A 25,468-nucleotide genomic window follows, 5' to 3' on the forward strand; every position below is an offset into this window, starting at 1 on the left:
TTTGCGTTTGCTGTAGATCATGTGACGTTCCGGTTACAGTCGGGCCATGCCCGACACCACTCCCGCCACCGAGATGGGTCTGCGCGACCGCAAGCGCATCGAGACCCGCAACCGCATCGCGGAGGCGGCTCGGTCGCTGGCCCTCGAGCAGGGCATCGACCGCACCACGATCGAGCAGATCGCCGCCCGTGCCGAGGTGTCACCGCGCACGTTCTTCAACTACTTCGAGAGCAAGGAGGACGCGGTCCTCGGGCACACCGAGCTCGACCTCGACCCCGCCACCCTCGACGCGCACCTGGCCGCCGTCGCGGGGGAGCCGGCGGCGCAGGCCGTGGTCGACCTGGCGTTCCTGGTGTTCGGCTCGTCGTTCGGCGACGAGCACGAGCGACTCGAGCGCAAGGAGGTCATCGTGCGGTTCCCGCAGCTGATGCGCCGCCAGGTCGCGCGGATGACCACGGTCGCCGAGGCGATGACCGGCGCGGTGCGCACGATCCTCGAACGCGATCCCGCCTGGGGGCCGGACGCCGCGACCCCGCAGGCGGCCGAGATGCTGCTCGGCATGTGCATGACGGGACTGCGCAGCGCCGCCCGGCACGAGGGCTCCGACCCGGAGCAGGTGCGTGCCGCGGTGGTCGCGTCGATCCGCGACGCCGCGGCCCGCATCACGGCTTCGTGATGAAGCCCTCCTTGACCATCCAGTCGAAGGCGACGTCGGCCGGCTCGCGCCCCTCGACGTCGACCTGACGGTTCAGCTCCTGCAGCACGGCGTCGGTGAGCTTCGGCGAGATCTGGTCGTAGACGTCGGCGAGCTGCGGGTACTCCTTGAGCGTGGCCGAGTCGAGGACCGGGGCGACGTTGTACGCCGGGAAGAATCCCTTGTCGTCCTCGAGCACGGTCAGGCCGAGGGACTTGATGCGGCCGTCGGTGGTGAAGACCTCGCCGAAGTTGCACTTGCCGCGGTCGGTGGCCGTGTAGACCGTGCCGGTGTCGAGGATGCTGACGTTGTCGCTCGGGATCCCGTTGTCGCCCGAACCGCCGAGCTCCAAGCCGTACTTCTTCAGCATCGGCTTGAACCCGTCGGCACGCGAGTTGAACTCCGACTCCACGCAGAAGGTGCGCTCGTCGACGGGCAGCTTCGCGATGTCGGAGAGCGTCGTGACGTCCCCGAGCTCCTCGACCGCCTCGTCGCGGACCGCGAAGGCGTAGGTGTTGTTCATCGGCGCCGGGTCGAGCCACGTGAGCCCGTTGCCGGCGTCCTCCTGCTTGACCGCTTCCCACTGCTCGGTCTTGTCCGGGATCCCCTCGGCGTGGCCCATGAAGGTCAGCCAGGCGGTGCCCGTGTACTCGTAGGTCAAGTCCGCACCGTGCGAGGTCATCAACTCGCGGACGGCGACGCTGCCCGGCACGTTGGTCTCGTCGGTGACGTCGAACCCGGCGGCCTTCGCGGCGAGCACGGCGATCTTGCCGAGCACGAGCTGCTCGGTGAAGTTCTTCGACGTCACGGTGATGTGGGCACCGTCCGGCAGGTCGTCGATGCGCTCGATGGTGCCGGGACCGGCCTCGGGGACGAAGGACGTCGCGGGCTGCAGACCGCAGCCGGCCAGGACGAGCGCGGTGGTGCCGGCGAGCACGACGGCGGCCCCGCGGCGGAGGCGGCGGGTACGGCGGTTCATCGGAGTCCCTTCGGACGTGCGACGGTCTCGACCACGCGGCCGAGCCAGTCGATGGAGAGGGCGAGGAGCGCCACGAGCAGCGCCCCGGCGACGAGCACCTTCGGCAGGAAGAGCGTCACGCCCGTGGTGATGAGGAGACCGAGACCACCGGCACCGACGAAGGTGGCCAGGCTCGCGGTACCGACGAGCAGCACGAGGGCCGTCCGGATGCCGGACAGCATGACCGGCACCGCGAGGGGCAGCTCGACGCGCATCAGGACGCTGAACGCGCTCATGCCCATGCCACGGCCGGCCTCCACGAGCCGCGAGTCGACGCTCTGCACACCGATCATGGTGTTCCGGAGCACCGGCAGGATCGCGTAGAGCACGAGCGCGACCACGGCGGACCAGCTGTTCAGGCCGAGCCACGCGGCGAGCAGCACGATCAGGCCGACCGCGGGGGCCGCCTGCCCGAAGTTCGCGACGGCGAGCACGTACGGGCTCGCCCGGCGCAGCGGTCCGCGCGTGAGGACGATGCCGAGCGGGATGCCGATGACGAGCACCAGCACCGTCGACTGCAGCGTGAGCACCAGGTGCTGCCCGGTGAGCGCCAGGATGTCCGACGGGTTGAGCGTCGTGCGCTCGGTCGGGGTCAGGTCCGCCGTGGCGAGCCAGATCGCGAACCCGGCGAGCACGACGAGGATCGCGATCGGCTGGAACAGCAAGCCCTTCCAGGACGTGCTGGCGCCGGTGGCGGGTCCGGCGGCGACAGCGCTCACAGGTCTTCCCCGGAGGGCGCGATCACGGGCGCCGCCGGCGAGGACGGCAGCGTCTCGATCTGGTTGGTGTTCGTGCCGACCGGCGTGTACGCGCGGTCGTCAGCGGCTGCCGCACGCGACCGGGTGATGGCCTCCATGACGACCTCGACCGTGATGACACCGCGGAACGCCTCGCCCCGACCGGTGACGAGTGCGGCGCCCGCGCTGGAGACGAGCATGGTGTCGAGCGCGTCGTTGAGCGTCGAGGCCTCGCCCACGATCGGCAGTTCCGGGTCGACGCCGTCCGGGATCCGGTCCAGGCGCTCGAGCTGCCGGCGCGACGGCCAGCCGATCGGCCGCTGCCGACGGTCGACCACGACGGCGTGCCCGTGACCCCCGGCCTCCTGCATGCGCTGCAGGACGGCCTTCGCCTCTTCGCCGGGGGAGCAGGTCACCGCGGAGACGACCTCGACGTCGCGGACGCGGTTCAGGGTGAGCTGCTTCAGCCCCGCGCCCGAGCCGATGAAGTTCTCGACGAACTCGTTCGCCGGCTCGGCCAGGATCCGCTCCGGGGTGTCGTACTGCACGATGTGCGCACCCTCGGTGAAGATGACGATCCAGTCGCCGAGCTTCACGGCCTCGTCGAAGTCGTGGCTGACGATGACGATCGTCTTGTGCAGCTCTTCCTGGATGCGCAGGAGCTCGTCCTGCAGACGCTGCCGGGTGATCGGGTCCACCGCGCCGAACGGCTCGTCCATCAGCAGGACGGGCGGGTCGGCGGCGAGCGCCCGGGCGACACCGACGCGCTGCTGCTGGCCGCCGGAGAGTTCGCGGGGGTAGCGGTCGCGGTAGGTGTCGGGGTCGAGCGAGACGAGGTCGAGCAGCTCGTCGACGCGCGCCGCGATCTTCTCCTTCGACCAGCCGAGCATCTTCGGCACGATCGCGATGTTCGCGGCGACGGTCATGTGCGGGAAGAGCCCGCCGGCCTGGATGACGTAACCCATCCGGCGGCGGAGCTCGTCGGCGTCGATGCCGGTCACGTCGTCGTCCCCGACGACGATGCGGCCCTCGGTGGGCTCGATCAGCCGGTTGATCATCTTGAGCGTGGTCGTCTTGCCGCAGCCGGACGGGCCGACGAGCATGACGATCTTGCCGGCGGGGATCTCGAGGGTGATGCCGTCGACGGCGGGCTTCGACTGTCCGGGGTACCGCTTGGTGACCTCGTCGAGCAGGATGCTGCGGCCGGTGACGTCCCCGTCGGGCGCGGTGGTGGTGGCGGAGTCAGTGCTGGACACGGATACCTCTCGAGACGGTCAGGCGGCCGAGGCCGATGAGGAGCAGGTCGAGGACGAGGGCGAGCAGGACGACGCCGATCACCCCGACGACCACGGAGTACAGGGCGTTCGCGCCGCCGAGGCGCGAGAGTCCGGAGAAGATGAAGCCGCCGAGCCCGGGACCGAGGGCGTACGCGGCGATGGCCGCGATGCCCATCACCATCTGTGCGGACACGCGGACACCGCTCAGGATGATCGGCCAGGCCATCGGCAGTTCGACCTGCACGAGGGTCCGGAAACGGCTCATGCCGATGCCCCGCGCCGACTCGACGACGCTGGGCGGGATCTCGGCGAGGCCGACGACCGCGTTGCGCAGGATCGGCAGGGCGGCGAAGAAGACGACGGTGACCACCGAGGGAAGGACGCCGAAGCCGAGCGGGACGATGAGCAGGCCGATGACCGCGAAGGACGGCAGGGTGAGGCCGATGGCGGACACCCCGTTCGCGACGGAGGTCAGCCGGGGGCTGCGGTAGACGAGTGTGGCGAGCACCACGGCGATGACCGTGGCGAGCACCGTGCACTGGACCACCAGCGAGAAGTGCTGCCACGACGAGAACCAGATCTGGCTCCATCGCTCCACGACGTACTGGAACACGGGTGGGCGCTCCCCTTCCGGTCGGCCGAACTGCCCACGGGTCGGGGCACAAGCTGCGCCAAAGCTACGCAGGGCTCGGAGCGACCGCACGACGGGGAGCCGGCGAACGGATCGTTTCCTGTGCGGAGGACCTGCGGGAAAGCCCCGGTCACGAGGCGGTTCGACCGGCGAGCCTGAGAGAACGGTAACGATCGTGAGGCGGCGTCGGCTACGTGGCCAGGCCCCGCAGTCCGGAGCGCTCGGCGATGTCGACGAGCTGCTCGCGCCAGATGACCCACTCTTCCGGGCTCTTGTCGGCCAGGTTGCCGTCCCCGTCGCCCGCCAGTCCGTCGAGCATCTCGCGCACGATGTCGGCGTGCCCTGCGTGCCGGGCGGTCTCGTACGCCATGTGCACCAGGATCCGGTGGAGCGTGACCTCGCGGTGCTCCTCCGGCCACCACGGGACGGTGCCGCGGGCGTCCAGGTCGAGCGCCTCGATGGTCGCGTCGGCGTGCGCAGCGCTGCGGTGGTGGAAGGCCACGACGTCGTCCAGGGTCTCGTCGAGCGACGCGTACATGTCGTCGCCGTCCTCCGAGTCGAGCCAGGCGGGCGCGTCCGGCAGCGGTCGGCCGAACACCTCGCCGAAGTAGCCGGCCTGCACCCCCGCGACGTGCTTCACGAGTCCGAGCACGTTCGTGCCGGTCGGGGTCACCGGCCAGCGGGCCTGTCGTTCGGCCAGGCCGTCGAGCTTGCCGAGGAGCGCGGCGCGGTGCTTCTGCAGGTACCGGTGCAGCGTCCGCTTCACCCCGGCGGCCGAGGCCAGGGCATCGGTGTCCGACGACGCGCCCTCGTCCGACAGGACCGCGTTCCCGCTGGACGCGAGACCGGCGGTCGTCGCGGGATGGACCTCGGGGACGGCGTCGGTGCTGCTCATGCCCTCGATCGTGCCACCACGACGTCCTGCAGGCGTGCCGATTCCTGCACGGCCACGCGCTCCGCGGTGAGCAGCAGCCCGGCCACCTCGGCCGAGGTACGCGCGGGGGCGTCGTTCCAGCTCGTCAGGTCACGCACGCGGCCCATCCGGACGTCGGGCGCCGGGCACCACAGCACCGGCGCACCCTCGTCCACGGCGAGCGCGTGCCAGACGAGGTCGAGCGAGTGCTGGACCCGTGGCGAGTGCACGGCGTGCGGTCCGCCGGCGGCCGAGACGACGGCGCCGACCAGGCAGGCGGCGACGAGCGGCCGACCCTGCACGTCCATCGCGGCGGCGCTCGTGGCGTTCCGCGTCCGGCCGTGCTCGTCGAGGTACGCGAACCAGGCGTGCTGGATCCAGCCGCGTTCGACGACGCCGCGCGCCTCGGACAGCAGGTGCTCGAGCTCGCCGAGTTCCTGCAGCCGGGCCTCGACCCGTCGGACACGTGCGGCGGCGCGGCGCTCGGCGAGGCGGTCGAGGAACCCGCGCAGGCCGGTTCGGTCGGATCGGGTGGGAGCGGGAGAGGCGTCGGTGGCGACGTCGTGCTGGACGCGGAACTCGAGGGTCATGAGGGCCCCTCCGATCGGCTGTGCACGGATGGTGCGGTCACGATAGCCCCGCGGGGTCTCAGCCGTCCAGCACCGTGTCGATGCTGCGCCGGGCGACGCTCCGGAAGGCGCGTTCGTCGGACGTCGCGAGCGCGGAGGCGAGCGCGATCGCCCACCCGCGGGCGCGTCCCCAGGTGGCGTCCGGGGCGGCGACCAGCGTCCGGAACGTGTGGCGGGCCTCCCGGTCGAGCGTCAGCCAGGCGGTGGCGAGGTCGACGGCGGGGTCCCCCGAGGTCACGTCGCCGAAGTCGACGACCGCCGACAGGCGTTCGTCGCCGTCCGGCGTGCGGTCCACGAGCACGTTGAAGGGGTGCAGGTCGCCGTGCACCCAGACGGGAGGCCCGGTGTGCGTGGGCAGCGCCGCCGCGGTCCGCCAGGCCGCTGCCAGCTCCACGGCCCGGGGCACGTCCTGCGTGGCGAGTCGCGTCAGGACGGCGTCGCTGCGCGTCGCCAGCGGCACCGCACGGAACGGGTTCGCCGGTGCCTCGGCCGGAGCCGGCACGTGCAGCCGTCGCACGAACTCCGCGAGCGCCTCGGCGACCCGCACCCCGGCAGCACGCTCACCGACGGGCGCACCGGGGAGCCACGGGACGACGCTCCACGACCAGGGGTACCCGAGCGCAGGACGACCCACGCGCACCGGAGCCGGCACCGGGACCACCGGTCCGACGCGGGCAGCGATCCCCGGCAGCCACCGCTGCTCGTGCTCGACCAGGCGTGCTGCGAGCTCGCGGCGCGGCAGCCGCACGGCGTACTCGTCGCCGAGCCGCACGATGACGTTGTCCCAGCCGTTGGCGACCACCACGAGCCGTCGGTCCGCCAGGTCGGGGTGCTGGTCGTGGAGCAGCGCCCGGACGAGCGGGACGTCGACGTCGACCTCGGCCGGTGGTGTGGGCACCGGCTCAGGCTAGTGGGCCGCCGGACACATGCCCGCGAACGGGGGCGGGTGCGGAAACCGACCGCTGGGTATCCTCGGGAGGACGGTGACGTGGGTGTTTCCCTGGGGGGACCCGCGTCACTCCGGGGCGATGATCGCGACGAGTCGGGGGACCTCGGGCCGCAGGCGCTCCGTGACCAGCGCGGCGAGCAGCACCGTCCAGAGCTCCCGCAGGCGCTCGTACAGGTCGGTGCGGTCGGCGAGCACGTCCGACACCGTCTGCACGCCCGTGTAGGCGGGGATGATGACGCGACCCACCAGGTCCGGGTCCCACCGGGCGTCGACCTCGCCGGCATCGATCGCCTGGCGGACCGTCTGCGCGATGACCGCCATCCAGTCGGTGTACGGGTCCTGGCGGGGGACGTCGCGCGTCGCGACCTCGGTCGACAGACGGATGCCGGCGCTCACGACGACCTCGGTCACCATCTGGGTCGCCAGTCCCTGCGACATCCACATGAGGGCCTCGAGCGGTGTCCTGCTCCGGGCGATCGCGGCCTCGCCGTACCGCCGGGAGACCTCGTGCTGCTGGGCGATCACGGCGCCGGCCAGGTCGGCCTTCGAGGCGAAGTGGAAGTAGAGCGCACCCTTGGTCAGACCGATCCGCTCGGCGACGCCGTCCATCGACGCACCGAGGTACCCACGGTCGTCGAACTCGGCGGCCGCGGCCCCGATGATCGCCGCGCGGGTCTCGAGCGCGCGCTGCTGCCGGGTGCGTCCGTCCTGCGCCATCACCTCCCGATCGTAGTCCCGCTCCCGGGGCACGCACGGCCCGCGTCCGGGCGGGTGCCCTACGGTTGGCGGCCATGGACGGATGGCGGAACCCTGCGCGGTGGGCGCGGACCGGTCGGTGGCTGCTGCTGCCGATCGCGGTGCTCGACTGGGTGGCCCTCGCGCCGCAGACCATCGTCGTGGTCGCGTTCCTGATCGCCGTCGTCGGCCTGGCAGGCATGGCGGCCGCGCTCGTCGTGCACATGCTCGGGCGCTCCCGCGGGGCGATGGCCCTGCTCGGTGTCGTGCTGCTGCTCGGCGGGCTCGTGGTGTTCGGCCTCGACCCGTTCCCCGGTTCGTTCCCGCTCATCGACGCGTGGTGGCCCGAGTCGATCACGCAGCCGCAGGTGGTCGGCAGCGCCTACTGGCAGCTGGCCGGTCTCGGCATCGAGCTCGCCGGCTTCGGGCTGCTGGCCACGCTGCTCGTCGTCGCGCTCACCGGGGCACCGCGATCACGGCAGGACCGCTTCCGCTCCTGACGGCTTCCGTGCCTGACGCGCGACCAGGTGATCGGCGACCGGCGTTCAGTGTCGGCCGAGCACGACCAGCGTCACGTCGTCGGCGGCGCCGGTCGGCACCAGGGCACGGACCCGCTCGACGACCGCGGCACCGGTCGGCTCCGCCGCGACGAGGGCAGCCAGGTCGTCCAGGTGCCGGAGCCCTTCGAGCGCCAGGACACCCTCGGTGCACACCACCAGCCGATCGCCCGCCGCCAGGTCGAACGCGGCAGGGGACCTCGGCACGGACTCCGGCTGCAGCCCGAGCGGCAGGTCGAGCGAGTGCAACGCACGGCTGCTGCCGTCGGCGCGGACGAGCACCGCGAGGCCGTGGCCCGCGTCCCCGAAGTCGACGTGCCCCGACGTCGGGTCGAGCCGCAGGTGGAAGAGCGACCCGACGGCGTCCGCAGCGGACAGGTCGGCGGTGATCTGGGCCTCCAGACCGCCGATCGCGTCCGGCATGGCGGTCTCGGTCCGCGCGACCACGGCACCACGGACGGCCGAGGCGAGCAGGCCGGACGCGCGGCCGGCCGCCGCGACGCTGCCCACGGTGACGTGCAGCGCACCGTCGGCGGCGAGTCGCCAGTCGGCGACGTCCCCGCCGCCCTCCCGACGACGCAGCGCGAGCGTGTCCAGGTCGTGGCCGGGGACCTCGACGCGTTCGGGGACCAGGCTCTCGCGCACCCGGCTGATCCGACCGCGGTCGATCGCGTGGCCGAGTTCGCGCTCGGCCCAGCGGGCGAGGTCGCGGAGCAGGTCGAGGTCCGCGGCCGACATCTCGCGCGGGGTCGCGTCCATGATGCACAGCGTTCCGACCCGGGTGCCGTCGAGCATCGTCAGCGGCGCCCCCGCGTAGAAGCGGATCCCGTGCTCCGCCACCGCCGCAGTGTGCGCGTACCGGTCGTCGAGCGAGGCGTCGGGGATCACCATCGGCTCCGGGCTGAGCACCGTCGTGGCACAGAACTGCTCGCTCGCGGGCACGCTCGAACCCTGGTGCCAGCCGAACGTCGACTGCGTCGTGACGACGTCACTGTGGACGAGGTTGAGGAAGGTCAGCGGCACGCCGAACGCCTCGTGGGTCATGCGGGTGATGCGGTCGAAACGCTCCTCGGGGCCTGCCCCCAAGACCTCGAGCGCCTCGATCACCGCGGTGCGTCGGTCCGCACCGTCGAGATGGTTGGTCACCCGTCCTGTCTACCCGCACCGTCCGTCAGGAACCAGTCCCGCGGGTGCTGGTCGGCCGTCAACGTGCGTCGCTCGGACACCGGGGCGGCCCAGGAGGCCGCGTTCGACAACACCCGCTGGATGTCCGGGTGGTGGTAGACGGGGTACTCCTGGTCGCCGGGGGAGAAGTAGAAGACCTTCCCGAGACCACGGCGGTAGGCGACGCCGGACCGGAACACCTCGCCGCCCGCGAAGGTCGACAGGAAGACCTCTTCGTCGGGGCGCGGGATGTCGAAGAACTCGCCGTACATCTCCTGCCGGTCGATCACGATCGGGTGCGGGACCCCGGCGGCGATCGGGTGCTCCGGCGCGATCGTCCAGACGAGCTCGCGTTCGCCGTCGTTCCGCCACTTCAGCGAGCAGGTGGTGCCCATCAGGCGCTTGAACGGCTTCGAGTAGTGCCCGGAGTGCAGCACCACCAGGCCCATGCCGGCGTGCACGGCGTCGACGACCAGGTCGACGACGGCGTCGCTGACCTCGTCGTGGGCGGCGTGACCCCACCAGAACAGGACGTCGGTCGTGGCCAGGCGTTCGGCGGTGATGCCGTGGTCCGGCTCCTGCAGCGTGGCGGTGCTCACGGTGGCGTCGGGGTGGTGCTCGCGGAGCGCTGCGGCGATCACGGTGTGCATGCCGTCGGGGTAGTGCCCGATGACCGTCGCGTCACCGCGGGTCTCGTGCACGTTCTCGTTCCAGACGACGATGTTCAGGGGACGGGATTCGGTCGGCACTGACATGGCTCCCACGCTAGCGGGTCTTCTCCAGGGGCGGTCCGCGACGATGTGGGCATGACTCCCCGCTCCCTGTTCCGCGCCGCCGCGGTCGCCGAACTCGTGACCTGGACCATGCTCATCGCCGGGATGGTGCTCAAGTACGGCCTGGACGCCGGCGACTGGGGCGTCCGGATCGGCGGCGGGGTGCACGGCTTCGTGTTCCTGGCCTACCTGGTGGTGACGACCGTCGTCGCGGTCAACCAGCGTTGGTCGGCCGGTACGCTCCTGCTCGGCTGGGCGAGTGCCGTCGTGCCGTACGCCACGGTGCCGTTCGAGGTCGCGGTGGCCCGGCGCGGGATGCTCGAGGGCTCGTGGCGCCGCTCGCCGGACGCGCACTCGGGCTTCTGGGACCGCCTGCTGTTCTTCGTGGTGCGTCGTCCGGTGGTCGCGGTCGGCATCGGGGTGGTGGCGGTCGCCGTGGTGTTCGTGGTGCTGCTCGCCGCGGGTCCGCCCGTGCCGCGCTCCTGAGCGCCGTTCTGGCTCCGGCCGCCGCGAGATCGGCTGCCGCGAGGCCAGCCGCCGCGAGGTCGGCCGCCGCGAGATCGGCCGCCGCGAGATCGGCCGCCGCGAGGTTCCACAACACGCCGCTCAGGTTCGCCGAGGTTCCGGAGACGGGCCGTGCGCGACGCGACATGCCGAGATTTCGGAACCTCGGGGGCGGGGGCTCGGGGGGCGGGTGACGGGGGTGGGCGCGCGTGACGACGGACGGGAGGCCCGGTGCCAGCTGGCACCGGGCCTCCCGTCCGTCAGGCGGTGCTCCTAGAGCGCGGCGAGCGTCGCGTTCAACGTGGCGGACGGGCGCATGACCGCGCTCGTCTTGGCGTCGTCGGGGCGGTAGTAGCCGCCGATGTCGGCCGGGTGGCCCTGCACGCCGTTCAGCTCGTCGACGATCTGCTGCTCCTGGGCATCGAGCTTCCCGGCGATCTCGGCGAACGCCGCCGCGAGCTCGGTGTCCTGCGTCTGCGCCGCGAGCTCCTCCGCCCAGTACTTGGCCAGGTAGAAGTGGCTGCCGCGGTTGTCGATCGAGCCGAGCTTGCGGCCCGGGGACTTGTCCTGCTCGAGGAAGGTCCCGGTGGCACGGTCGAGCGTCTCACCGAGGATCTTCGCCCGCTCGTTGCCCGTCACACCGGCGAGGTGCTCGAGGCTGACCGCCAGCGCGAGGAACTCGCCGAGGCTGTCCCAGCGCAGGTAGTTCTGCTGCACGAGCTGCTGGACGTGCTTCGGGGCTGAACCGCCGGCGCCGGTCTCGAACAGTCCGCCACCACCGAGCAGCGGGACGACGGAGAGCATCTTCGCCGAGGTGCCGAGCTCCATGATCGGGAACAGGTCGGTCAGGTAGTCGCGCAGGACGTTGCCCGTCACCGAGATGGTGTCCTCGCCGCGGCGGATGCGCTCGAGCGAGAAGCGCATGGCGTCCTCCGGCGACAGGATCTCGATCTGCAGGCCCTCGGTGTCGAGCTCGCCCAGGTACCGACGGACCAGACCGATCAGGTTCGCGTCGTGCGCACGGGTCTCGTCGAGCCAGAACACGGCCGGGGTCTCCGAGGCGCGGGCACGCGTGACGGCGAGCTTGACCCAGTCGCGGATGGCGACGTCCTTGGTCTGGCAGGCGCGCCAGATGTCGCCGGGCTCGACGTCGTGCTCGATGACGACGTCGCCGGCGGCGTTCGTCACGCGGACGACGCCCGCACCGGGGACCTCGAAGGTCTTGTCGTGCGAGCCGTACTCCTCGGCCTTCAGCGCCATCAGGCCGACGTTCGGGACGGAGCCCATCGTCGCCGGGTCGAAGGCGCCGTTGATGCGGCAGTCGTCGATCACGGTCTGGTAGATGCCGGCGTAGCTCGAGTCCGGGATCACGGCGAGGGTGTCGTGCTCGTCGCCGTCCGGGCCCCACATGTGGCCGGAGGTGCGGATCATCGCGGGCATCGAGGCGTCCACGATGACGTCGCTCGGCACGTGCAGGTTCGTGATGCCCTTGTCCGAGTCGACCATCGCGAGCTCGGGGCCGGCGGCGATGCCGTCGGTGAAGGCCTGCTTGATCTCCGCGCCGTTCGGCAGGGCGTCGAGGCCCGCGAGGATCGAGCCGAGGCCGTCGTTCGGGGTGAGTCCGGCAGCCGCCAGGTCGGCCCCGAATCGCTCGAACACCGACGGGAAGAACGCCTTGATGACGTGGCCGAAGATGATCGGGTCGGAGACCTTCATCATCGTGGCCTTGAGGTGGACGGAGAACAGGACGTCCTCGGCCGCGGCGCGCTGGATCTGCTCCTGCAGGAAGGTCTCCAGCGCGGCGACGTGCAGCACGGTGCCGTCGACGACCTCGCCCTGCACGACGGGGATCGACTGCTTGAGGACCTGGGTCTCGCCACCCTCGGCGACGAACGTGATCGTCAGGACGTCGTCGGCGGGGGCGATCCAGGACTTCTCGTTCGACCGGAAGTCGTCGACGCCCATGGTGACGACGTTGGTCTTCGAGTCACGCGACCAGGCGCCCATGCGGTGCGGGTGCTTCCGCGCGTAGTTCTTGACCGACAGGGGCGCGCGGCGGTCGGAGTTGCCCTCGCGCAGCACGGGGTTGACGGCGCTGCCCTGGACGCGGCCGTAGCGGGCGCGGGCGTCGCGCTCCTCGTCCGTCTTCGGCTCGTCGGGGTAGTCCGGCAGGTCATAGCCCTGCGACTGCAGCTCCTTGATCGCGACCTTGAGCTGCGGGATCGACGCCGAGATGTTCGGCAGCTTGATGATGTTCGCCTCGGGGGTCTTCGCGAGCTCGCCGAGCTCGGCCAGGGCGTCGTCCACGCGCTGCTCGTCGGTGAGCCGCTCGGGGAACTGGGCGATGATCCGGCCGGCGAGCGAGATGTCGCGCGTCTCGACGTCGACACCAGCGGTGCCGGCGAAGGCCTGGATGACCGGGAGGAAGGAGTGGGTGGCGAGGAACGGCGCCTCGTCCGTGAGGGTGTAGATGATCTTGGCCATGCTGGCGGGTACTCCCTTGTTCGACCGTCGGTACGTCCACGGTACTCGTGGCGCAGGATGTCTCGACATCAAGATACATGGTGCGGCCTGCGTCCGGCAGGTACTCGGCAGACGTCCTGGAGGCGCACTGGCGACACATAGGAACGCCCGGTGGACTGGTCTTCCGCAGTTCCCGAGCCGCAGGAGGGTGACCATGTCGACGACGCGTCAGACGCCGGAGGAGTTCGGGTGGACCGCGGAGGACCTGCGCTCCGCCTACGCCTCGGACGGCAGTGGCCCGTACCGGTACGCCCCGGACGGCAGTGGGCCCTTCTCGTACGACGTCGACGGGTCCGGTCCGTGGCTCGTCGGCCCGGAGCCCCGGCGCGGGCCGGCACGGTTCGCCCCGCGCGACCGGAGCGGGCGCGGGCGGCTCCGCCGGATCGGGACCGCCTGCACCGCCGGAGCGCTGGCACTCGTGCTCGCCGTCGGCAGCGTCGCGGTCATCGCGCACACCGCTCCTCCACACCCCTCGGTCCAGGCGAGTGTTCTCCACAGCGGTGAGCCCGACAGGACCTGATCGCCCGGACGGCCCCCACCGCACCGCACCGTGCCGGTTCCGCCGTTCGGTGCGCGGGTGACCGCCGCGTGCGCGCCTACTGCGCCGCACCGCGCCGCCAACCGCGCACGGGATGACGACGCACGCACCGTGCGGACAGGAGGCACGCGGCCACGCCACCACGAGCCTCCCGTCCGTCCGGCGGTCGCGCCCACCGCACCATGCCGGTTCCGCCGTGCGGTGCGCGGGTGACCGCCGCGTGCGCGCCTGCTGCACCGCACGGAGCGGCCGACCGCGCACCGGGTGACGACGTCCGCACGGTGGTGCCACCCTGGGGTCGTGACCGAACTCCTCGTGGTCGGCGTCATCGCCGTCATCGCCATCGCGGGTGCCGCCGTGCTCGGGCCCCGCATCGGGGTCGCGGCGCCGCTCGTGCTCGTCGTCGTGGGGATCGTCGCGAGCCTGCTGCCGTTCGTGCCGGACGCCGAGATCGAACCGGAGTGGATCCTGGCGGGGGTCCTGCCGCCGCTGTTGTACTCGTCGGCGGTGTCGATGCCGTCGATGAACTTCCGGCGCGAGTTCGGCGCCATCAGTGGCCTGTCGGTCCTGCTCGTCATCGCGTCGAGCCTGGTGCTCGGCCTGTTCTTCGCCTGGGTGGTGCCGGACCTCGGGTTCTGGTGGGGGATCGCCCTCGGCGCGATCGTCAGTCCCACCGACGCCGTCGCCACCTCGATCGTCAAGCAGACCTCGGTGTCGCGCCGGGCGATCTCGATCCTCGACGGCGAATCGCTGCTCAACGACGCGACCGCGCTCGTGCTCCTGCGCACGGCGATCTTCACCGCGGGTGCATCGTTCTCGTTCTGGGGCGCGCTCGGCGACTTCGCGAAGGCCGTCGCCATCGCCGTGGTCTTCGGCTGGTTCGTCGGCTGGTTGAACGTCTTCGTCCGCGCCCGCGTGCCGAGTGCCGCGGTGAACACGGCACTGTCCTTCGCGGTGCCGTTCGTCGCTGCCCTGCCGACCGAGCACTTCGGCGGGTCCGGACTCGTGGCTGCGGTCGTCGCCGGGCTCTTCACCGGCATCGTCGGCCCGCGCAGGCTCCCACCGGGGCACCGCCTGTCGGACGCGCAGAACTGGCAGACCATCGAGCTCGTGCTCGAGGGAGCGGTGTTCCTGACGATGGGGCTCGAGCTCGCGTCGATCCTCGGCGACGTCCAGCGGGAGCACGCGGGCATCGGTCCGGCGCTGCTGATCGCCGTCGGTGCCCTCGTGCTCACCGTGCTCGTCCGTGCGGCGTACGTCGTGCCGCTGCTGCTGGCGCTGTCGGCGAGCGCCAAGCGCGGCGAGCGGATGCAGGAGCGCTTCGCCGAGATGCACGCCGGCGACCGCGACGCGATGAGCGAGGTGATCCGCGAGCACCGGCCCGGCAACCGCGCGCCCTCGGAACGGGAGCTCGACCGGTTCACGACGCGCGTCCGCCGCACCCTGGCGGACATCGCGTACTACACCAAGGCGCCGCTGGGCTGGCGGGAGGGCACCGCCGTGGTCTGGGCGGGCATGCGTGGAGCGGTGACCGTCGCCGCTGCGCAGACCCTGCCCGAGGGCACGCCGCAGCGATCGCTCCTGGTCTTCATCGCGTTCGCGGTGGCCCTGTTGTCGCTCGTGGTCCAGGGCGGCACGATCGGCCCGCTGCTCCGGCGGATCACGGCACCGGCACCGGACACCGCCGCGAAGGACACCGAGGAACGCCGGCGACTGCTCGACCTCATGCGCGGTGCTGCCGAACAGGTCCCGGGGACGCGCGAACAGCCGCCGACGACGAACGAGGAGCTCCGGGCTGCCGACCCGGCCGAACTCCGGGCGTGGATGGGCCGCGAGAAGGCCCGACGGCTCGCGGTGCTCGAGGCACAGCGCGCGGCGATCCTCGATGCCCGCGACGACGGCACGTTCGACGCCGAGGTGCTCGAGTCGATGCTGCAGAACCTCGACGCCGAGCAGATCGCCCTCGAGCTCCGCGGGGCACCTGCCCGCTGACGGCTGGCTGTCGCGCCGGTCAGGTGCCGATCGAGACGCGGAACACCCGCACGCCGGCGGCCCGGAGTGCTGCGAGCCCGAGCCGCATCCGCATGCTCCGGAACGGCCGCTCGAACCCCGACGGTGCCGATGCCGCGTCGATCTGGTGCAGCACCTCGGAGGTCAGGGTGCGCTCGACCTTGGGCGCCAGCCGCGTCAGACCCGAGACCGTCACGACGATCCGGACGGCGTGCGGCACGAGCAGCGGGTCGATGAGCTCGGCGGCCTCCTGCGCACGGTGGAACGCGGGGTCGTCACCGGGGCGTCGGATCGCGATGACCGCGAGTTCGGCGTCCCAGGTCTCCTCCGGGTCCGGCAGGTCGTCCACCCCGATGACCCGCATGCGGGCGGCATCGATGCCCGCGCGCACCGCGGCGGCGCGGAGCACGGGCAAGAGCTCCTGGGTGCCGGCGAGCACGACGTCGGCGGTGCCGAGGTCGACCTGCGCGGGCCGCTCTCGCGGCGATCGGGCCATGGTGCGGGTCCTTCCGTCGCTTTCCCACGACGCTACCGATGTCGGACGGTCGGGGGACGCCGGAGCCCGCAGTGGTCAGGGGGCTCCCAGCCGCGCCGGTAACGAAAAGATCACGGTGGGGCCTGTACAAAGCGACAGAGTCGTGCAGAATGGTGGGCGGCCATGACGACTGCACCCGAACTCGACCAGCACCCGGAGACCCCGGTGGTGCACCTGTCCCGTCGCGCTGCCCTCGAGGCCGAGCGCGCCGCAGCCCGGAAGCCCCAGCGCCGAGCAGGCAAGCCGGAGAAGCCCGAGAAGCCCGCCAAGGCAGCAACGGTCGCGAAGCCCGTGGGCCGCCGTGCCACCGCAGCCCGCGCGACGACCGAACACGTCGACACCCGCATCACGCGCGTGGTCCGCCGCCCCGCCGCGACCGTGACGAGCGTCACGAAGGCCCCACGGGCCTCCCGGTCCGGTCGTGCCGGACGGATCACCCTGACCAGCGCGGCTGCCGCGATCGCGATGTTCGCCGCCTCGGCGATGCCCGCCCACGCCAGCGCCGGCACCTCGATGGCGACCTCGACCATCGCGCCGATCGTGCGGACCCAGGACTACGCGGTCACCCAGGCGGTCACCGCGACCGGACTCGACCGCGACGGGTTCACCGTCGGCGGCGGCACGACGCGCACGGTCGTCACCGCGGGCGGCACGGCGGACGCGAGCGGCATCGCGGGCGAAGCCGTGTCCTACGGCGGAGCCGTCCGGTCCCCGTTCCCCGGCCCGGTGCAGATGAGCTCGGGCTTCGGCTACCGTTCGGCACCGTGCGGCGCGTGCTCCTCGCTGCACCAGGGCCTCGACTTCACGCCCGGCATGGGCACGCCCATCGGCGCCGTCGCCGCCGGCACCGTCCGGATCTCGGGCACGTACTTCTCGTACGGCAACGCCGTGATCATCGACCACGAGATCGACGGCCGCCAGGTGTCGACGCTGTACGGGCACATGATCCCGGGATCGTCGCCGCTCAAGGTCGGCGACCAGGTCGAGGCGGGCCAGTTCATCGGCCTCGTGGGCTCCTCGGGTGTCTCGACGGGCGCGCACCTGCACCTCGAGGTCCTGATGGACGGCGTGACCCCGATCGACCCCGAGGCGTGGCTCGAAGCCCGCATCGGCCGCTCGCTCACCACGTAGCGCCGAAGCACGCACAGCAGACGTCGAGCGCTGGTGGGGTGACATCCCAGCAGCCCTGTGCAGACTCACAGGCATGGACGATCACCACAGACCGCCCGCCCGTCGTCGATCCGAGGAAGCTGCCCGCTGATGGGCGCCGACACCTGGATCGCCTTCGGGCTCGTCATCCTCTTCGTGCTCGTCGGCGGGGTCTTCGCCGCTGCCGAGATCGCACTCGTCTCGCTCCGTGAGTCGCAACTGCAGCAGCTCGAACGCCGGGGCTCCCGCGGCCTTCGAGTCGCCGAGCTCGGACGCGACCCGAACCGGTTCCTCGCGGCCGTGCAGATCGGCGTGACCGTCGCCGGGTTCTTCTCGGCTGCGTACGGTGCCTCGTCGATCGCACCCGACGTCGCGCCCCTGTTCACCGGCCTCGGACTCGGCCAGGGCGCCGCCGAGACGGTCGCCCTCGTGCTGATGACCCTCGTCATCGCCTACCTGTCGCTCGTGTTCGGCGAGCTCGTCCCGAAGCGACTCGCGCTGCAGCGCGCCGAGGGCTTCTCGATGCTCGTCGCGCCGACCCTCGACCGCTTCGCGACCCTGATGCGCCCGGTGATCTGGGTGCTGTCCGCCTCGACGAACGTGGTCGTCCGTGCACTCGGCGGCGACCCGAACGCCCGCAGTGAGTCGATGAGCACCGAAGAACTCCGCGGACTCGTCGACGAGCACACCGGCGTCGACGAGCAGGGGCGCCGGATCGCCCGGAGCGCGCTGGACGCCGGTGACCGGATCCTCCGTGAGTCGATGCGCCCCTGGTACGACGTGTCGACGATCGACGCAGGACTGACCATCGCCGAGGCCACCGACCACGCGATCGAGGTCGGGCACACGCGGTACCTCGTGACCTCCGGCGGGCGCGACGAGGTCGACGGCTTCGTGCACCTCCGCGACCTGCTCCGTCCGAGCGACCCGTCCGCGCCGGTGTCGACCCTGGTCCGCCCCGTGTTGGCGCTGCCGGAGACGAAGTCGCTGTCCGGCGCCATCGCGGACATGCGGACCGACGGACACCAGATCGCCCTGGTCGTGGACGAGTACGGCGGCAGCGCGGGCATGGTCACGCTCGAGGCGCTGCTCGAGGACCTCGTCGGACGCATCCGCGACGAGTACGACGAACCGACGGCCGAGCACGACGGCGTGGACGGGTCCACGGTGCTCGAGGACCTCGTCGCGGACGGCGGCCCGGCGCTGCCCGACGGCGACTACGAGACCGTCGGCGGGCTCGTGCAGGTCCACCTGGACCGCGTGCCCGAGGTCGGCGACGTCGTCGCCGCGGGCGGCCACCGCCTCGAGGTGACCGCCATGGACGGTCACCGGGTGGCGCGGGTGCGGATCACGGCCGACGTCGGCCTGTAGACGCGCCCGCTTGTGCTCGGGAGGCCCGTGGCGGCGCCGCCACGGGCCTCCCGTCCTCCGGCGGGTACCGCCAGTGCCTGCCGGACGGACAGCGCCGCCACGTACGCTCTCCCCATGGGTATCGACGTGCGCAACGAGATCCGCGACTTCCTGTCCTCCCGACGGGCACGGCTCACGCCCGAGCAGGTCGGCATGCCGTCCTTCGGCGGCGGCGTCCGCCGCGTCCCGGGGCTCCGGCGCCACGAGGTCGCCATGCTCGCCGGCGTCAGCGTCGACTACTACACACGACTCGAGCGCGGATCGCTGAAGGGCGTCTCGGACAGCGTGCTCGAGGGCCTCGCGAGCGCACTGCAGCTCGACGAGGACGAGCGCGTCCACCTGTGGGACCTGACCCGCCTGGCGAACTCCGGCGTCAAGACGATGCACCGGAACGTGCCCACCCGGGTCCGCCCCGGCGTGCAGCGCCTGCTCGACGCGATCACCGGGGCGCCGGCGTGGGTGCGCAACGAGCGTGGTGACGTGGTCGCGACGAACGAACTCGGTCGCGCGCTGTACTCGCCGATGTTCGCCGGCCCCGGGCGCCCCGTGAACACCGCCCGCTTCACGTTCCTCGACCCGGCGGCCCGAGACTTCTTCCCGGACTGGGCACAGACCGCGAAGGACGCCGTCGCCGTGCTCCGTGCGGCAGCGGTGTCGAACCCGTGCGAGCCCGGACTCATCACCCTCGTCGGGGAGCTCTCCACGCGCAGCGAGGAGTTCCGCGGCTGGTGGGCCGCGCACGACGTCCGACTGCAGCGTGCCGGCGGGAAGCGCATCGACCACCCGATCGTCGGGGAACTCCGGCTGGCGTACGAGGCGCTCGACCTGGTCGCCGACCCCGGCCTGACACTGTTCACGTACTCGGCCGAGCCGGGCAGCGAGACCGAACGGTCGCTGGCGCTGCTCGGCACCTGGGCGGCGACGGAGCGGGCCGAGCAGTACGCGGCCCTGCGCGAGTCGGAGTCGGAGTCCGAGTCGGTCGACTGAGTGCTGGTCGGCCCCGGACGCCGTCCGTAGGCTGACGTCGTGACCAGGACGACGGACGGATCAGCTGGGGCCGCCGACCCCGGCCGCAGCGGCCAGGGGCACCGGCAGCACCGCCGACCCGAGCCCGCGTTCGCCCGCGCGATCGCGAAGGCCCTCGGCGACGCTCGCAGCGTGCTGGACGTCGGCGCGGGTGTCGTGTCGTACGCGCCCACCGACCGCGACGTGACCGTGGTCGAGCCCGCCGGGTCGCTGCCCTTCGACGACGACGCCTTCGACGCCGCGATGACGACCTTCTCGCTGCACCGGTGGGGCGACCTCGAACGCGGGCTGGCCGAGCTGCGCCGGGTGACCCGTGGCCCGATCGTGATCCTGACGTGCGACCCGGCCCGCATCGAGGACTCCTGGCTCGCCGAGTACGCACCCGAGGTGATGGCGACCGAGGCCCGTCGCCACCCCGCGCTCGACCGCATCGCCAGTGCGCTAGCCGGCGACACCGTCACGAACACCCCGCTGCCGATCCCGTTCACCTGCGTCGACGGGTTCTCGGAGGCCTACTACGGCCGCCCGGAACGCCTGCTCGACCCGGGTGCCCGGAACGCGGACCCGGCGTGGAGCTCCGTCGACGAGCTCACCGCACGGCGATCGGTGTCGGCCCTCCGTACGGCGCTCGACTCCGGCGAGTGGGACCGGCGCCACGGGGCGCTGCGGATCCAGCCCGCGCACGACGGCTCGCTCGTCCTGGTGACGGCCGTCCCCGCCGCTTGACACGTCGACGTAGGCTGGTCGCGTGAGCTTCCAGGAGGTGGTCGGCGCCCGTGACGCCGGCATCAGGGCGTGAGGCCCCCGGTCGTGCCCGCAGGCACGGCCGCCCTCGTCGAACCCTGACCTCCTCCGCCCGGTGCGGTGTGCGTCCGCACGCCCCGGGCCCGCTCGAAAGCGATCCACCATGCTCCCCATCACGGAGAAGACCCTCCGCACGTCCTTCGTCAACGCATCCCGCAAGGAGACGACCGACATCACCCTGCCCGCCGGCTTCGAGACGCTCGACTGGGACGCGTTGGACTACCTCGGCTGGCGCGACCCGAAGATCGGTCGGCGTGCCTACGCCGTCGTCCCGACCCTGGACGGCGAACTGATCGGCATCCTGTTCCGGCAGGCGGAGGCGTCGTCGCGCGCACGGGCCCAGTGCTCGTGGTGCCAGGACGTCAAGCTGCCGAACGACGTCGCGTTCTACAGCGCGAAGCGGTCCGGGCCGGCCGGCCGCAACGGCAACACCGTCGGCACGCTGGTCTGCCAGGACTTCCAGTGCTCGCGGAACGTCCGGAAGCTGCCGCCGCCCGCGTACGAGGGCTACGACGTCGAGGCGGCACGCCTGCGGCGCATCGAGGACCTGCAGCTGCGCGCAGCATCCTTCGCAACGGAGGTCTGAGACGCCGGCGTCGTGCGCCCGCACCGCGACGGACGGCGGACGGGAGGCACGGGGCGGGGCCGCCACGGGCCTCCCGTCCGGCAGACGCGACCGTTTCAGGACCGCGGGTCGCGTTGCGGGGGAAACCGCCCGGTAACGCGGGTGAAACGGACGTTCCATAGCCTCGGCACATGGACCTCGGCGACCTCGACGACGCGACCGCCCCCGACGCTGCCGCGGTGATCCGGAAATGGGCCGACGTGCCCGCGTGGGTCGACGCCCTGGTGGCCGCGCGACCGTTCGGGACGGTGCCGGCGCTGCTCGACCGCGCGCGCACCGAGTCGGCGTCGTGGGGTGCGCCGGAGCTCGACCACGCCCTGGCCCAGCACCCGCGGATCGGGGAGCGCACGACCGACCCCTCGTCGGCCCGCGAGCAGTCGTCGATGCGCACCGCCGACGACGACGTGGCTCGCCGGATCGCCGACGGCAACGCCGCGTACGAGCAACGGTTCGGCCGGGTGTTCCTGGTGCGGGCCGTCGGCCGGACCCCCGAGGAGCTGTTGGCCGAGCTCGACCGGCGCCTCGCGGGCGACCCGGCGGTCGAGACGCAGGAGGCCGCGGCTGCCCTCGCCGACATCGCCCTGCACCGCATCCGTGCGACCTTCGCCGTCCCGCACCTGACCACCCACGTGCTCGACGCCACCACCGGCACCCCGGCGGTCGGTGTCGACCTGACCCTCAGCACCGTCGACGGTGCGGTCGTCGCGACCGGCACGACGGACGCCGACGGCCGCGCCGCGCTCGGCCCCGACGTGCTCGCGCGCACCGACCACGTCCTGCGGTTCGACACCGGCGCCTACTTCGCCACCGCCGGGACCCCGACCTTCCACCCGTTCGTGACGGTGGCCTTCCGCGTCACGGGCACCGAGCACCTGCACGTGCCGCTGCTGCTGAGCCCCTTCGCCTACAGCACCTACCGCGGGAGTTGACCGCCGTCGTCTAGGCCGAGGGCTCGCTGCTCGACTCGCGCGGTCCGCGCGGGTCGGGCAGCGCGATCGGCGCCGTCGACCGCACCCCGTCGTAGGAACCGACCGCCGGGTCCTCGCCGTACCGCTCGGCCACGGAGCGCGACCCGAGCAGCAGGTTGAGCAGGATCGCGGCGACGGCACCGGCCGAGATCCCCGAGTCGAACACCAGCGTGAACCAGGTCGGGAACTGCCCGTAGATCTCCGGGGCGACGGTCGGCAGCAGTGCGATGCCGAGCGGCAGCGCCACCACGAGGACGTTCCGGTTGTCGAACCGCACCTTCGACAGCGTCCTGATGCCCGAAGCCGCGACCATGCCGAACAGGGCGACGCCGGCACCACCGAGTACCGCGTGCGGGATCGCCTCGACCACCGCGGCGACCTTCGGCACCAGGCCGAGCACGACGAGGATGCCGCCGGCCGCCGTCGCCACGTACCGGGAGCGCACGCCGGTCAGTGCGACGAGCCCGACGTTCTGCGCGAACGCCGTGTACGGGAACGAGTTGAACACCCCGCCGACGACCGTGCCGAGCCCGTCCGCCCGCAGGCCGTCGGCGAGCGTGCGCTTCGACACGGGACGCCCGGTGACCTCGCCGACCGCGATCATGTCGCCGGTGGTCTCGGTCATGATCACGAGCCCGACGACGAGCATCGACACGATCGAGGCGAGGTCGAACGTCGGCAGCCCGAAGTGGAACGGCGTGACGACGGCGAACCAGCCCGCGTCACCGATGCCCGCCCCGTCGACCATGCCGGGGACGAACAGGGCCACGACGGTGCCGAGCAGCAGCCCGAACAGCACCGACACCCGCGCGAGACCGCGCGGAGCGAAGCGTTCGACCAGGACGATCGCGAGCAGGACCCCGGCGGCGAACGCGACGTCGAGCGGGTCCGCAGCACCGTCCTTCCCGCCGTCGGTCACCCAACCGGCCGCGACGCTCATGAGCGACAGGCCGATGATGAGGATGACCGTGCCGGTGACGATCGGCGGGAACAGCCGGACGAGCTGCGCGAACCACGGCGCGACGACCACCATGAACACCCCGCACGCGATCGTCGCCCCGTAGACGGCGGTGATGCCGTGCTCGGTGCCGATCGCGATCATCGGTCCGACCGCGGCGAAGGTGACGCCCTGCACGAGCGGCAGCCGGACCCCGAACCGCCAGAAGCCCACGGACTGCACGATCGTCGCGAGGCCCGCGACGAACAGGTCCGCGCTGATGAGGAACGCCAGGTCGGCACGGTCGAACCCGAGCGCACCGCCGACGATGAGCGGGACGGCGATCGCGCCCGCGTACATCGCGAGCACGTGCTGCAGGCCGAGCGGCAGGAGTCTCGCAAGTGGTGGGACGGAGTCCACTCCGCCGTCACTCCGGGTCGTGCGCGGTGTCTTCTCGGTCGTCATGGCGTCCCCTTCGAGCGGTGGTTTCCCTGTGCTCCGGACGCTATGCAGCCCGTGTTTCCCCGGGATGACGGACGTGGGTCGCGTCGGTCACCGGGCTCCGGCCCGAAACGCACGCCGAGACGGACGGGAGGCCCGTGGCGGATGCGCCACTGGCCTCCCGTTTCGAACGATGTCGCGTCTACCGACCGATGGTCGACATGTCGGGGTAGCGGTCACCGGTCGGGACCGGCAGCGCCGACAGGCGCGACAGCTGGTCCGCGGTGAGGGTCAGGTCGGCGGCGCCGACGTTCTCCTCGAGGCGCGACACGCGCTTCGTACCGGGGATCGGCACGACGTCGTCGCCCTGGGCGAGCAGCCAGGCGAGCGACACCTGCGCCGGGGTCGCGTCGGCCTCGGTCGCGATCTCCTTGACCGCGTCGACGATCCGCATGTTCAGCGCGAACGCCTCTTCCTGGAAACGCGGGTTCGCCAGGCGGAAGTCGTCGGAGTCCAGGTCGGACGGCTTCGTGATCGCACCGGTCAGGAAGCCGCGGCCCAGCGGCGAGTACGGCACGAGGCCGATCCCGAGCTCACGCAGGGTGTCGAGCACGTCGCCCTCGGGGTCGCGCGTCCACAGCGAGTACTCGCTCTGCAGGGCGGTGATCGGGTGGACGGCGTGGGCCTTGCGGATGGTCTCGGCTCCGGCCTCGGACAGCCCGATGTGCCGGATCTTGCCCTCCTGCACGAAGCCGGCGAGCTGGCCGACGACGTCCTCGATCGGGACGGCCGGGTCGACGCGGTGCTGGTAGTACAGGTCGATGTGGTCGGTACCGAGGCGGCGGAGGGAGCCCTCGAGCGCCTCGCGCACGGACTCCGGTGCGGAGCTGATGCCGCGGCCCCGGGCGGGCGTCTCCTCGCCGGCGGTGTGGGTGATCAGGCCGAACTTCGTCGCGATCACGACGTCGTCGCGGCGGTCGGCGAGGGCTCGGCGGAGCAGGTCCTCGTTCGTGTAGGGGCCGTACGCCTCGGCCGTGTCGAACAGGGTGACGCCCAGGTCGATCGCGCGGTGGATGGTGCGGATCGACTCCGCGTCGTCGGTGCCGGCGCCCGTGTAGAAGGCGCTCATGCCCATGGTGCCGAGGCCGACGGGTCCGACCTCGAGGTCTGCGAGCTTGCGTGTCTGCATGCTGCAGGTCTACTCCGGGTGCGCCGCTCGGAGGAAGGCACTGCCGGTGCCGGTCAGACACGGGCACCGTTCGTGTGGATCCTCCAAGGTCCACGCGGGGCAGCGCGGCCTTCTGGTGTGATCGGCGCGTGAACCTGTACTTCCGGCTGTTCCTGTTGCGCCTGCGTGTCCGGCTCCGCCCGACGACGGATGGACGGCGGCCGTCGCTCTGGGACGCGGCACACACCCCGTTCCGCGTGACCCTGACCGACCTCGACCCGCTGCGGCACGTCAACAACGGGAAGTACCTGTCGATGCTCGACCTCGGGCGGCTCGACCTGATGCTGCGGTCGGGGTTCTGGGGCGCGATCGCGGAGCGCGGCTGGTACCCGGTCGTCTCGGCGCAGACCATCACGTACAAGCGGTCCCTGACGCTCGGGCAACGGTTCGAGCTCGTGACCCGGGTGCTCGGCGTCGACGACCGGGCCGTGTACCTGGAGCAGACGTTCGTCCGTCGCGGAGCCGTCGTCGCCCGTGCCGTCGTGCAGGCGCGGTTCCTGCGACGCTCCGGCGGGACCGTCCCGATGACGGACCTGCTCGACGCCGTGGGCGGAGCACCAGCTGACCGCGACCTGCCCGAGTGGGTGCACGGGTGGGCGGGCGCCGTCCGGATCAGCAGCACCGCCTGACGGTCACGGAACGGCGACAGATCCCGGCTCCGGTGGATGGCGTCGCACCGCCGGCGCTACGCTG

General features: G+C 72.0%; 26 protein-coding genes and 1 pseudogene. 13 read left to right on the forward strand and 14 right to left on the reverse strand.

Features of this window, described 5'->3' with window-relative positions; all coding sequences use genetic code 11:
* Positions 1-46: 46 nt before the first annotated feature.
* Positions 47-676, forward strand: a complete 630-nt coding sequence (locus ACGH48_RS18250) for a TetR/AcrR family transcriptional regulator (protein ID WP_396289631.1) — start codon at positions 47-49, stop codon at positions 674-676.
* On the opposite strand, the gene ACGH48_RS18255 is transcribed toward ACGH48_RS18250, so the two are convergent.
* The 8 genes from ACGH48_RS18255 to ACGH48_RS18290 form a co-directional block, all read right to left on the reverse strand.
* A complete protein-coding gene (locus ACGH48_RS18255; protein WP_396289632.1) occupies positions 663-1,673 on the reverse strand; it encodes a glycine betaine ABC transporter substrate-binding protein in 1,011 nt (336 codons plus the stop codon). The genes ACGH48_RS18250 and ACGH48_RS18255 overlap by 14 nt on opposite strands.
* Positions 1,670-2,431 carry an ABC transporter permease gene (locus ACGH48_RS18260; protein WP_111083579.1) on the reverse strand — a complete coding sequence of 254 codons (762 nt, stop codon included), beginning with the start codon at positions 2,429-2,431 and terminating at the stop codon, positions 1,670-1,672. The genes ACGH48_RS18255 and ACGH48_RS18260 overlap by 4 nt, the downstream gene beginning before the upstream one ends.
* Positions 2,428-3,705, reverse strand: a complete 1,278-nt coding sequence (locus tag ACGH48_RS18265; protein WP_111083580.1) for an ABC transporter ATP-binding protein — start codon at positions 3,703-3,705, stop codon at positions 2,428-2,430. The genes ACGH48_RS18260 and ACGH48_RS18265 overlap by 4 nt, the downstream gene beginning before the upstream one ends.
* Complete coding sequence (locus tag ACGH48_RS18270) at positions 3,692-4,339, reverse strand: ABC transporter permease (protein WP_396289633.1); 648 nt, start codon at positions 4,337-4,339, stop codon at positions 3,692-3,694. Before ACGH48_RS18270 ends, ACGH48_RS18265 begins: the two co-directional genes overlap by 14 nt.
* Positions 4,340-4,547: 208 nt before the next feature.
* The gene (locus ACGH48_RS18275; RefSeq protein WP_396289635.1) at positions 4,548-5,252 is read right to left on the reverse strand and encodes a DinB family protein; all 705 of its coding nucleotides are present in this window, start codon (positions 5,250-5,252) and stop codon (positions 4,548-4,550) included.
* Positions 5,249-5,860, reverse strand: a complete 612-nt coding sequence (locus ACGH48_RS18280; RefSeq protein ID WP_123311519.1) for a hypothetical protein — start codon at positions 5,858-5,860, stop codon at positions 5,249-5,251. The genes ACGH48_RS18275 and ACGH48_RS18280 overlap by 4 nt, the downstream gene beginning before the upstream one ends.
* A gap of 58 nt (positions 5,861-5,918) precedes the next feature.
* The gene (locus tag ACGH48_RS18285; protein ID WP_396289637.1) at positions 5,919-6,797 is read right to left on the reverse strand and encodes a phosphotransferase; all 879 of its coding nucleotides are present in this window, start codon (positions 6,795-6,797) and stop codon (positions 5,919-5,921) included.
* Between the two features lie 117 nt (positions 6,798-6,914).
* The gene (locus ACGH48_RS18290) at positions 6,915-7,565 is read right to left on the reverse strand and encodes a ScbR family autoregulator-binding transcription factor (protein WP_396289638.1); all 651 of its coding nucleotides are present in this window, start codon (positions 7,563-7,565) and stop codon (positions 6,915-6,917) included.
* 74 nt (positions 7,566-7,639) lie between these two features.
* Here ACGH48_RS18290 and ACGH48_RS18295 point away from each other — a divergent pair, with 74 nt between their 5' ends.
* Positions 7,640-8,083: a hypothetical protein gene (locus ACGH48_RS18295; protein WP_123311513.1), complete on the forward strand. Its 444-nt coding sequence runs from the start codon at positions 7,640-7,642 to the stop codon at positions 8,081-8,083.
* Positions 8,084-8,128: 45 nt separating this feature from the next.
* Here ACGH48_RS18295 and ACGH48_RS18300 read toward each other — a convergent pair whose 3' ends face one another.
* Complete coding sequence (locus ACGH48_RS18300) at positions 8,129-9,286, reverse strand: PP2C family protein-serine/threonine phosphatase (RefSeq protein ID WP_396289639.1); 1,158 nt, start codon at positions 9,284-9,286, stop codon at positions 8,129-8,131.
* Positions 9,283-10,059, reverse strand: coding sequence for a ThuA domain-containing protein (locus ACGH48_RS18305; RefSeq protein WP_340197414.1), 777 nt, complete (start codon positions 10,057-10,059; stop codon positions 9,283-9,285). Before ACGH48_RS18305 ends, ACGH48_RS18300 begins: the two co-directional genes overlap by 4 nt.
* 51 nt (positions 10,060-10,110) lie before the next feature.
* Between ACGH48_RS18305 and ACGH48_RS18310 the strand changes: the two genes are divergently transcribed.
* Positions 10,111-10,563 carry a DUF3817 domain-containing protein gene (locus ACGH48_RS18310; protein ID WP_396289640.1) on the forward strand — a complete coding sequence of 151 codons (453 nt, stop codon included), beginning with the start codon at positions 10,111-10,113 and terminating at the stop codon, positions 10,561-10,563.
* Positions 10,564-10,854: 291 nt separating this feature from the next.
* Here ACGH48_RS18310 and ACGH48_RS18315 read toward each other — a convergent pair whose 3' ends face one another.
* Positions 10,855-13,065: an NADP-dependent isocitrate dehydrogenase gene (locus ACGH48_RS18315; RefSeq protein ID WP_396289641.1), complete on the reverse strand. Its 2,211-nt coding sequence runs from the start codon at positions 13,063-13,065 to the stop codon at positions 10,855-10,857.
* Between the two features lie 193 nt (positions 13,066-13,258).
* On the opposite strand from ACGH48_RS18315, the gene ACGH48_RS18320 reads away from it, so the two are divergent.
* Both ACGH48_RS18320 and ACGH48_RS18325 read left to right on the forward strand, forming a co-directional pair.
* The gene (locus tag ACGH48_RS18320; RefSeq protein WP_396289642.1) at positions 13,259-13,624 is read left to right on the forward strand and encodes a hypothetical protein; all 366 of its coding nucleotides are present in this window, start codon (positions 13,259-13,261) and stop codon (positions 13,622-13,624) included.
* A 318-nt stretch (positions 13,625-13,942) separates the two neighbouring features.
* On the forward strand, positions 13,943-15,634 hold the full coding sequence (locus ACGH48_RS18325; protein ID WP_396289644.1) for a cation:proton antiporter: 1,692 nt from the start codon (positions 13,943-13,945) through the stop codon (positions 15,632-15,634).
* Positions 15,635-15,653: 19 nt separating this feature from the next.
* Here the strand turns inward: ACGH48_RS18325 and ACGH48_RS18330 are convergent, their stop codons facing one another.
* Complete coding sequence (locus tag ACGH48_RS18330; RefSeq protein ID WP_123311502.1) at positions 15,654-16,148, reverse strand: hypothetical protein; 495 nt, start codon at positions 16,146-16,148, stop codon at positions 15,654-15,656.
* 162 nt (positions 16,149-16,310) lie between these two features.
* On the opposite strand from ACGH48_RS18330, the gene ACGH48_RS18335 reads away from it, so the two are divergent.
* The 7 genes and pseudogenes from ACGH48_RS18335 (at position 16,311) to uraH (ending at position 22,130) form a co-directional block, all read left to right on the forward strand.
* Positions 16,311-17,318 (forward strand): M23 family metallopeptidase, encoded by a 1,008-nt coding sequence (locus ACGH48_RS18335; RefSeq protein WP_123311500.1) that lies wholly within the window; start codon positions 16,311-16,313, stop codon positions 17,316-17,318.
* Between the two features lie 129 nt (positions 17,319-17,447).
* Positions 17,448-18,707, forward strand: coding sequence for a hemolysin family protein (locus ACGH48_RS18340; RefSeq protein ID WP_396289645.1), 1,260 nt, complete (start codon positions 17,448-17,450; stop codon positions 18,705-18,707).
* A 114-nt stretch (positions 18,708-18,821) separates the two neighbouring features.
* Positions 18,822-19,733: a helix-turn-helix transcriptional regulator gene (locus ACGH48_RS18345; RefSeq protein WP_123311496.1), complete on the forward strand. Its 912-nt coding sequence runs from the start codon at positions 18,822-18,824 to the stop codon at positions 19,731-19,733.
* Positions 19,734-19,772: 39 nt separating this feature from the next.
* Complete coding sequence (locus tag ACGH48_RS18350) at positions 19,773-20,498, forward strand: class I SAM-dependent methyltransferase (RefSeq protein WP_396289647.1); 726 nt, start codon at positions 19,773-19,775, stop codon at positions 20,496-20,498.
* A gap of 181 nt (positions 20,499-20,679) precedes the next feature.
* Entirely contained in the window at positions 20,680-21,162 is a 483-nt protein-coding gene (locus ACGH48_RS18355; RefSeq protein ID WP_340196932.1) for an FBP domain-containing protein, read from the forward strand.
* Between the two features lie 170 nt (positions 21,163-21,332).
* Positions 21,333-21,791 (forward strand): annotated as a pseudogene (gene uraD, locus ACGH48_RS18360) (2-oxo-4-hydroxy-4-carboxy-5-ureidoimidazoline decarboxylase); the annotation flags it as partial.
* A complete protein-coding gene (gene uraH, locus ACGH48_RS18365; RefSeq protein ID WP_396291142.1) occupies positions 21,792-22,130 on the forward strand; it encodes a hydroxyisourate hydrolase in 339 nt (112 codons plus the stop codon). It abuts the pseudogene before it with no gap.
* 10 nt (positions 22,131-22,140) lie between these two features.
* Here uraH and ACGH48_RS18370 read toward each other — a convergent pair whose 3' ends face one another.
* A complete protein-coding gene (locus ACGH48_RS18370; RefSeq protein ID WP_396289648.1) occupies positions 22,141-23,571 on the reverse strand; it encodes a nucleobase:cation symporter-2 family protein in 1,431 nt (476 codons plus the stop codon).
* A 178-nt stretch (positions 23,572-23,749) separates the two neighbouring features.
* Positions 23,750-24,736 carry an aldo/keto reductase gene (locus ACGH48_RS18375; protein ID WP_396289649.1) on the reverse strand — a complete coding sequence of 329 codons (987 nt, stop codon included), beginning with the start codon at positions 24,734-24,736 and terminating at the stop codon, positions 23,750-23,752.
* Between the two features lie 128 nt (positions 24,737-24,864).
* Here ACGH48_RS18375 and ACGH48_RS18380 point away from each other — a divergent pair, with 128 nt between their 5' ends.
* Positions 24,865-25,404 carry an acyl-CoA thioesterase gene (locus tag ACGH48_RS18380; protein ID WP_396289650.1) on the forward strand — a complete coding sequence of 180 codons (540 nt, stop codon included), beginning with the start codon at positions 24,865-24,867 and terminating at the stop codon, positions 25,402-25,404.
* The last annotated feature ends 64 nt before the right edge of the window (positions 25,405-25,468 follow it).

It is taken from the genome of Curtobacterium pomorum, assembly GCF_044497295.1.
Taxonomy (GTDB): domain Bacteria; phylum Actinomycetota; class Actinomycetes; order Actinomycetales; family Microbacteriaceae; genus Curtobacterium.

What these genes read in the sequence shown, in the direction of transcription:
- ACGH48_RS18250 (WP_396289631.1), top strand. Translation starts at nt 47, where the DNA reads ATGCCCGACACCACTCCCGCCACCGAGATGGGTCTGCGCGACCGCAAG.
- ACGH48_RS18255 (WP_396289632.1), bottom strand. Translation starts at nt 1,673, where the DNA reads ATGAACCGCCGTACCCGCCGCCTCCGCCGCGGGGCCGCCGTCGTGCTC.
- ACGH48_RS18275 (WP_396289635.1), bottom strand. Translation starts at nt 5,252, where the DNA reads ATGAGCAGCACCGACGCCGTCCCCGAGGTCCATCCCGCGACGACCGCC.
- ACGH48_RS18280 (WP_123311519.1), bottom strand. Translation starts at nt 5,860, where the DNA reads ATGACCCTCGAGTTCCGCGTCCAGCACGACGTCGCCACCGACGCCTCT.
- ACGH48_RS18290 (WP_396289638.1), bottom strand. Translation starts at nt 7,565, where the DNA reads ATGGCGCAGGACGGACGCACCCGGCAGCAGCGCGCGCTCGAGACCCGC.
- ACGH48_RS18295 (WP_123311513.1), top strand. Translation starts at nt 7,640, where the DNA reads ATGGACGGATGGCGGAACCCTGCGCGGTGGGCGCGGACCGGTCGGTGG.
- ACGH48_RS18305 (WP_340197414.1), bottom strand. Translation starts at nt 10,059, where the DNA reads ATGTCAGTGCCGACCGAATCCCGTCCCCTGAACATCGTCGTCTGGAAC.
- ACGH48_RS18310 (WP_396289640.1), top strand. Translation starts at nt 10,111, where the DNA reads ATGACTCCCCGCTCCCTGTTCCGCGCCGCCGCGGTCGCCGAACTCGTG.
- ACGH48_RS18315 (WP_396289641.1), bottom strand. Translation starts at nt 13,065, where the DNA reads ATGGCCAAGATCATCTACACCCTCACGGACGAGGCGCCGTTCCTCGCC.
- ACGH48_RS18320 (WP_396289642.1), top strand. Translation starts at nt 13,259, where the DNA reads ATGTCGACGACGCGTCAGACGCCGGAGGAGTTCGGGTGGACCGCGGAG.
- ACGH48_RS18330 (WP_123311502.1), bottom strand. Translation starts at nt 16,148, where the DNA reads ATGGCCCGATCGCCGCGAGAGCGGCCCGCGCAGGTCGACCTCGGCACC.
- ACGH48_RS18335 (WP_123311500.1), top strand. Translation starts at nt 16,311, where the DNA reads ATGACGACTGCACCCGAACTCGACCAGCACCCGGAGACCCCGGTGGTG.
- ACGH48_RS18340 (WP_396289645.1), top strand. Translation starts at nt 17,448, where the DNA reads ATGGGCGCCGACACCTGGATCGCCTTCGGGCTCGTCATCCTCTTCGTG.
- ACGH48_RS18345 (WP_123311496.1), top strand. Translation starts at nt 18,822, where the DNA reads ATGGGTATCGACGTGCGCAACGAGATCCGCGACTTCCTGTCCTCCCGA.
- ACGH48_RS18355 (WP_340196932.1), top strand. Translation starts at nt 20,680, where the DNA reads ATGCTCCCCATCACGGAGAAGACCCTCCGCACGTCCTTCGTCAACGCA.
- ACGH48_RS18370 (WP_396289648.1), bottom strand. Translation starts at nt 23,571, where the DNA reads ATGACGACCGAGAAGACACCGCGCACGACCCGGAGTGACGGCGGAGTG.
- ACGH48_RS18375 (WP_396289649.1), bottom strand. Translation starts at nt 24,736, where the DNA reads ATGCAGACACGCAAGCTCGCAGACCTCGAGGTCGGACCCGTCGGCCTC.